This is a genomic window from Porphyromonas sp. CAG:1061, assembly GCF_000435035.1.
In the GTDB taxonomy this organism is placed as follows: Bacteria; Bacteroidota; Bacteroidia; order Bacteroidales; family Porphyromonadaceae; genus Porphyromonas_A; species Porphyromonas_A somerae.
Map to the genome: position 1 here is coordinate 7,788 of NZ_HF988933.1, position 6,343 is coordinate 14,130.

The window sequence follows — 6,343 nt, forward strand, 5'->3', positions numbered from 1 at the left end:
GCGAGAAACTGGCTGAGGAACTCGCCAGAGTAGCCCACCAAATCACTAGGTCCGACCCTTCAGACACTTGGTCTATTTATGTGGATAATAGTAGCGATCAGGCTAAGACGATGGATATGATCTTCCTCAGTCTGCAGGTGCTTCTCTGGGTTATGGGGATTGGTAGCCTGAGTATCGGTACCATCGGAGTCTCCAATATCATGCATGTGACGGTGCAGGAGCGTATGAGAGAGATCGGTATTCGTAAGGCGATTGGTGCTAAGCCTCGGGATATCTTAAGGCTAGTGCTAGGGGAGAGCCTGCTCCTCTCTATGGTCGCTGGAGTGGTTGGGCTATTCCTGGGGATAGGCATCGTGAAGCTCTTGGATTACCTTGCAATGGTCAATAAGTGGGGACAGCAGGAGATCCCTGTAGGCTTCTCAGCCGATGATGTGATGGTCCTTAGGCTATTCGAAAACCCCGAGGTGAATATGGGGGTAGCCATCGGGGCACTGATTGTGCTGGTGGTGGTCGGTGTGGTGGCTGGCTATGGTCCAGCCAAGAAAGCGATCAAGATACCGGCGGTAGTGGCGATGCGTGATATGAAATAGGAGCTATGGGAATACTATTGAATAAAGAACTCTGGACCGAGATGCTCTACACCCTCAAACGCAATAAGCGTAGGAGTGTGGTCACTTCCCTTGGCGTCTTTGCGGGGATGTTTTTCTTTACCATCCTTACCAGTCTGAGCACAGGGTTGCGCAACTCTGCCTTTGGGATGCTCGAAGGGGTGAGTAGCGATGTGATTTATATTATCCCTGGTCGTACCACAAAGCCGTATCAAGGGTACAAGGCCAATCGTCCTGTACAGACCACCTATCGCGACTATCTCAATATCAAGAGCCAGTCTCGTATGCTCCAGGAAGTGGGGGCATTGACCAGTTTTGGTGTGAAAGATGCTTGGTCCAGTGTGCCGATACATGCCAATAATAAAAGTCTCTCGGCCAATGCTTATGGAGTGACGCCCAATCATTTTCAGGTGGCTGATGAGATGGTGGCACTGTATGGGCGAGTCCTGACTCCACAGGAGCTGGAGTCGGGTGCCCCTCTATGTATGGTGGGGCGTGAATTGGCGAAGCGCTTTTACGATAACATTGAGGAGATGATAGGCACCTACATCACGATTAATGGGGTGCCCTTCAAGGTGGTTGGGGTCACGCAGCCACTAGTGGATAATTTCTCGATTGGCAATATGGGATTGGAAGGGATTATGCTACCTTTTACGCTTGCTGTGGGCAATCAATTTGATAAGGAGATCAGTGTCTATGCAGTGCCCAAAGCTGGTTATAGCGAGGAGGACGTGCGTCGGGAGGTCTTTGAGATCCTTGCCCGCCGTCAGCAGCTCGACCCTACCGATACTGGGGCGATCATACCGATGAGTATGCAGTTGGTGACCAATATCTTTCAGATGATCGCTTCGGGCATCAATGTACTGGTCTGGATTGTGGGGATGGGTACGCTGATTACAGGTGTGATTAGTGTGAGTAATATCCTACTGGTGACGGTGCGAGAGCGACAGAGGGAGATCGGTGTTCGCCGTGCGATTGGTGCCAAGCCGAGGGATATCCGCAAGCAATTTATGTCGGAAGCGATCTTTATTATCGTAGTGGCAGGTGCACTTGGTATCTTACTCGGTTTGCTGGGGGCACTCGCTATTGGGGCAATAACGGAGCATACGGTGGTGGGTAATTACGTCACGCGACCTTATCCAAGTTTGGGACTACTGATACTTTCGGTGGTGATTATGGTGGTATCGGGTGTATTGGCAGGGCTATTGCCCGTCTACAAGGCACTACAGATCAAGGCTATTGATGCAATTAGAGATGAATAAAAATCAAAAACAATAGAGATATTATGGGCAGAGAGAAGAAGAGTAAAGGCATCGGTCGGTGGCTCCTATGGGGGCTAGTAGCTATCGCAGTGATAGCCATTGTGGCGACGGTGCTAGTGAAAGGTCAGCCAAAGGGAGCTAGCTATCAATTGGTCACTCCTACCGCTGGTGATACAGTGGTGCTCAGCACGGTGCTGACAGGGTCTATTGAGGCACGTGATGAGGTGAAAGTAAAGCCGGAGATGAATGGGATCGTCTCGGAACTGCTTCACTTGCCGGGCGACTATGTGGAGGCTGGCGACTTGGTGGCACGCCTTAGCATTGTGCCTGATGTGGCGAATATCCAGAATGCTGCCTCGCGGGTGGAGAGTGCACGTGTGCGTCTGAAGCAGTTGGAGGAGGTATTGAAGCGCGACGAGCTCCTCTATGAGCAGCAGATCCTCCCCAAGGAGAAGCTGGAGGCAAGTCAGGCTAATTATAAGAATGCGGAAATTGACCTCAATATCGCTGAGGAGACCCTCCAACTCGTTTCTACCGGTTCAAGCTCTAGCACTGCGAAGAAAAATAATACGATGGTGCGTGCGACGGTGAGTGGCACCATCCTAGAGCAACCAGTGAAGGTGGGGAATACGGTGATCCAAGCCAATGCCTTTAATGAAGGTACCACCATTATCTCTATTGCCGACCTCAAGGATCTGCTCTTTGTGGGTGAGGTAAATGAAAGCGATGTGAATAAGGTAAAGGTGGGTGCCGAGGTGCAGATCCATGTCGGTGCCATCAAGGGGCATACCTATCACGCTACTATAGAGTATGTATCACCTAAGGGGGTGGATAAGAATGGTACCATCCTATTTGAGGTGAAGGCGGCACTCGACTCAACGGATATTGAGGATATCAAGGTGGGCTTTAGCTCCAATGCCGAGGTGGTACTCGCCAAGAGCGAAGGGGTGATGACCATCCCAGAGAGTGCAGTGGTCTATCGTGGCGACCAAACCTTTGTGATGGTCTCTAAGAAAGGGGGAAGTAAGGAGGAGGACTTTACGGAGCAAGAGGTGAAGCTCGGTATCTCTGATGGTTTGAAAGTAGAGGTGAAGAGTGGGCTGACGGGTAAGGAGCAGCTCCGAGGTAACCCAGTCACTAAATAAAGTGGAGTGATATGAAGAAGATTTGGATATTCATTGCCTTGCTCCCATGCGTGGCACTCTCTTTGCAGGCTCAGAAACCTGCAAAGACGGAGCTAACTCGTGTGGAGATGTCGCTCACGGAGTGTGTAGCATTTGCCCAAGAGAATAGCCCGCTACTTCTGCCAGTTCCTCAGAAACTAGAGGGGCTGGAGATCAATTATAGTGCGGCTCAGCAAGCCTTTCTGCCTAGTCTCAATGCCTCTGTGGGTCAGAACTTCTCTTTCGGTCGTTCGCAAGCTCGTGACATGAGTTTTACCGATAACTCAAGTGCCAATACCAGTTTTTCACTTAGTGCCGACCTCCCCATCTTCAGCGGTGGTCAGCGGTGGTATCAACTGCAAAAGGCAAAGGAAGCCCGGCAGAATGCCGATTATATCGTTCGTGATGTGGAGGATCAAATCGCACTGCAGGTGACACAGAGCTATATTCAGCTACTACTCGCAAAGGCTTTGGCTACGACCGCCAAGGATAACCTTGCTCTCACCAAGAAGTCGTACGAGCAAATCAAGCAGCAGGTAGAGGTGGGGCGAGCTGCGGAGTCGGATCTGATTGATATCCAAAGTCAGCTAGGGCGTGACCAACTCTCAGTGACGGAGACGGAAGCCGATGTGACCCGTGCCACGCGAATTCTGATGCTGGATATGGGGCTGAATCCAGAAGTGGTGGAGACAAGTGATCTGGATCTAGATATCGCTGAGATGTCGCCCGAGGCGGTGGTGGCGAATCTGGAGCAGGCCCATCCGCGATTGATCAATCCGAAGTGGGAGATCCCAGCAACGGCACTCCTCAGAAGTGAGGTGCTTCTCTCGGAGTATGATGTGAAGATCGCTAAGAGTGCTCTATGGCCTTCGCTCTCTCTCGGAGGTGGCTACTCCAATGGTTACTACTATACTTATGGGGAGAAGTACAAGGATATGAATGCCCCTTTTAAGGATCAATTGAAGAATAATGGCCGTTACTTTGTGGGGCTTTCGCTCTCTATCCCGATCTATAACCGTGGGCAGGTGCGTCGACAGATACGGCAAATGCAGCTGCAGACACTCAACCTGCAGAGTCAATTGAAACAGGCACAAATCAATGACGACCGCAATATCATCCTCGCTCGTACCGACTTAGAGAAGGCGGAGGAGCAGTATCGGGTCTCCAAGGAGAATGTAGATCTCTCCAAGCGGGCTTTGGACGTGGCGGATCTGCAGTTCAAGGCTGGGCGTATCAATATCTATGAGTGGGAGCAGGTGAAGACACGCCACCTACAAGCCAAAGCAACCTATCTGCAGTCGATCTATACCCGACTACTCCGCACCATCAACCTTACCTACTTCAATACCGGCGATATCGCCACCACCTTGGCCGAAGGCAAGTAATCACCCCCGCCTGGCGGAGGGTGCCTTATCGGACGAGTCAGAAGACGGTGATTTTTTCCGACCTGTCCGACTTGTCTGACCTGTCCGACCTGTCCGATAAAGGCACCCTGATGAGTTTCTGTCAATAATCTAGGCTCAGGTATTGTGTAAGTCCATAAAAAGTGATACCTTTGCAGGGCGTATATTAAAAAGGCCCAGATGGCGGAATTGGTAGACGCGTTGGTCTCAAACACCAATGGGGTTACACCTGTACCGGTTCGATCCCGGTTCTGGGCACAAGCAAGTGAGTTACAAGTTGTCTCTGTATCGGTCAGAAGCCGTGCAGCGGGTCACTTGTAACTCTTTTTTTGAGTATTGGGGGAGCGGATCCCTAGAAGGAAGTTTTAGTACAATGGCTAGTTATCTAAGCACGGATAAGAAGAAGATTACTGCTACTCGCTTTATGGCAATGAAGGGTGAGGGCGATAAGATTGCGATGCTCACCGCTTACGACTTTACGATGGCGAGGTTGCTTGATGAGGCTGGAGTGGATGCAATTTTGATCGGGGACTCTGCCAGTAATGTGATGATTGGTAATGCAACCACTCTGCCAATCACTCTGGATCAGATGATTTACCATGCACGCTGTGTGGCTAATGGAGCAAAGCACGCCTTTATTGTGGCAGATATGCCGTTTGGTACGGTACATGGCGACCCTCAGGTGGCTCTGGCTGCTGCGGTGCGTATGATGAAGGAGAGTGGCGTGGATGCGGTAAAGGTGGAGGGGGGTCATCAGGTGGCCGACTCTCTAAAGATGATACTCGATGCTGGCATTCCTGTGGTGGCTCATTTGGGGCTTACCCCTCAGTCGGTGAATAAACTGGGAGGCTATAGTGTCCAGGCTAAGGAGGAGGCAGAAGCGGAGCAGCTGCTTTCGGATGCTCGCCTTGTGGAGGAGCTAGGCTGCTGTGGTCTGGTGCTGGAGAAGATACCGAGTGCTTTGGCAAAACAGGTGACGGAGAGTATCTCTATCCCTACGATTGGCATCGGTGCTGGCAATGAGACAGATGGTCAGGTGCTGGTTTGTACCGATATGCTGGGGATGACTATGGGCTTTAAGCCAAAGTTCCTCCGCCACTTTGCCAATGTGGGAGTACAGATTCAGGAGGCGGTTGCTACTTATTGCCGTGAGGTGAAGGCGCAGACGTTCCCCAATGATAGTGAAAGTTACTAAAACTGCTAGATGGATTCCTTTATACCTTTTGAGTGGCAGGCGTTCCTAAATGAGGATAATATTGTTCTGCTGCTAGACTTTATCGGGACCTTTGCCTTTGCCATCTCTGGTATTCGGCTGGCGATGGGGGAGAATATCGACCTCTTTGGCGCCTATGTCATCGGCATGCTCACGGCAGTAGGGGGCGGTACAATCCGTGACCTCTTACTGGGGGTGACGCCTTTTTGGCTTACCACGCCAACCTATGTGATCATCACGCTGATTTCGCTATTGATCGTGGTGGTCTTTAGGAAGCAACTGGTCAAGATGAATGAACAGCTATTCCTCTACGATGCGATAGGGCTCGGCTTCTTTACGATCGTGGGAATGGAGAAGGCACTGATGCTGGGCTTCCCCTTTTGGGTGGCGCTCTTTATGGGCGTGTCGACCGGATCTTTTGGCGGACTGCTTCGTGATATCTGTATGAATCAGGTGCCACTGATCTTACGAAAAGATATCTATGCGATGGCGAGTGTGGTCGGAGCGGCGGTCTATGGAATCCTAGATCTGATCGGCGTGCAACATATCGTGGTGCAGGTGGTGAGTGTGATGGTAGTGATCCTCACCAGAGTCCTTTGTGTGAAGTACCACATCTCCCTCCCCGTCCTTAAAGGTCTCGACTAATCCCTCCCTATAAAAATAATAAGCCGGAGCAGTCAGACTGACTGCTCGG

At 51.1% G+C, this 6,343-nt stretch carries 6 protein-coding genes and 1 tRNA gene; all 7 read left to right on the forward strand.

Annotated elements, in window-relative coordinates; genetic code table 11:
• The coding region (locus tag QVO39_RS06880; protein WP_288171893.1) for an ABC transporter permease at positions 1–590 on the forward strand (590 nt) is incomplete at its 5' end.
• A gap of 5 nt (positions 591–595) precedes the next feature.
• Entirely contained in the window at positions 596–1,870 is a 1,275-nt protein-coding gene (locus QVO39_RS06885; RefSeq protein ID WP_021903557.1) for an ABC transporter permease, read from the forward strand.
• A gap of 23 nt (positions 1,871–1,893) precedes the next feature.
• Positions 1,894–3,015, forward strand: a complete 1,122-nt coding sequence (locus tag QVO39_RS06890) for an efflux RND transporter periplasmic adaptor subunit (RefSeq protein ID WP_018029063.1) — start codon at positions 1,894–1,896, stop codon at positions 3,013–3,015.
• A gap of 11 nt (positions 3,016–3,026) precedes the next feature.
• Positions 3,027–4,418: a TolC family protein gene (locus tag QVO39_RS06895; RefSeq protein WP_021903558.1), complete on the forward strand. Its 1,392-nt coding sequence runs from the start codon at positions 3,027–3,029 to the stop codon at positions 4,416–4,418.
• Positions 4,419–4,610: 192 nt separating this feature from the next.
• A tRNA-Leu gene (locus QVO39_RS06900) sits at positions 4,611–4,694 on the forward strand.
• Between the two features lie 115 nt (positions 4,695–4,809).
• Entirely contained in the window at positions 4,810–5,631 is an 822-nt protein-coding gene (gene panB, locus QVO39_RS06905) for a 3-methyl-2-oxobutanoate hydroxymethyltransferase (protein ID WP_021903559.1), read from the forward strand.
• A 9-nt stretch (positions 5,632–5,640) separates the two neighbouring features.
• Positions 5,641–6,294 carry a trimeric intracellular cation channel family protein gene (locus QVO39_RS06910; RefSeq protein ID WP_021903560.1) on the forward strand — a complete coding sequence of 218 codons (654 nt, stop codon included), beginning with the start codon at positions 5,641–5,643 and terminating at the stop codon, positions 6,292–6,294.
• Positions 6,295–6,343 lie beyond the last annotated feature (49 nt).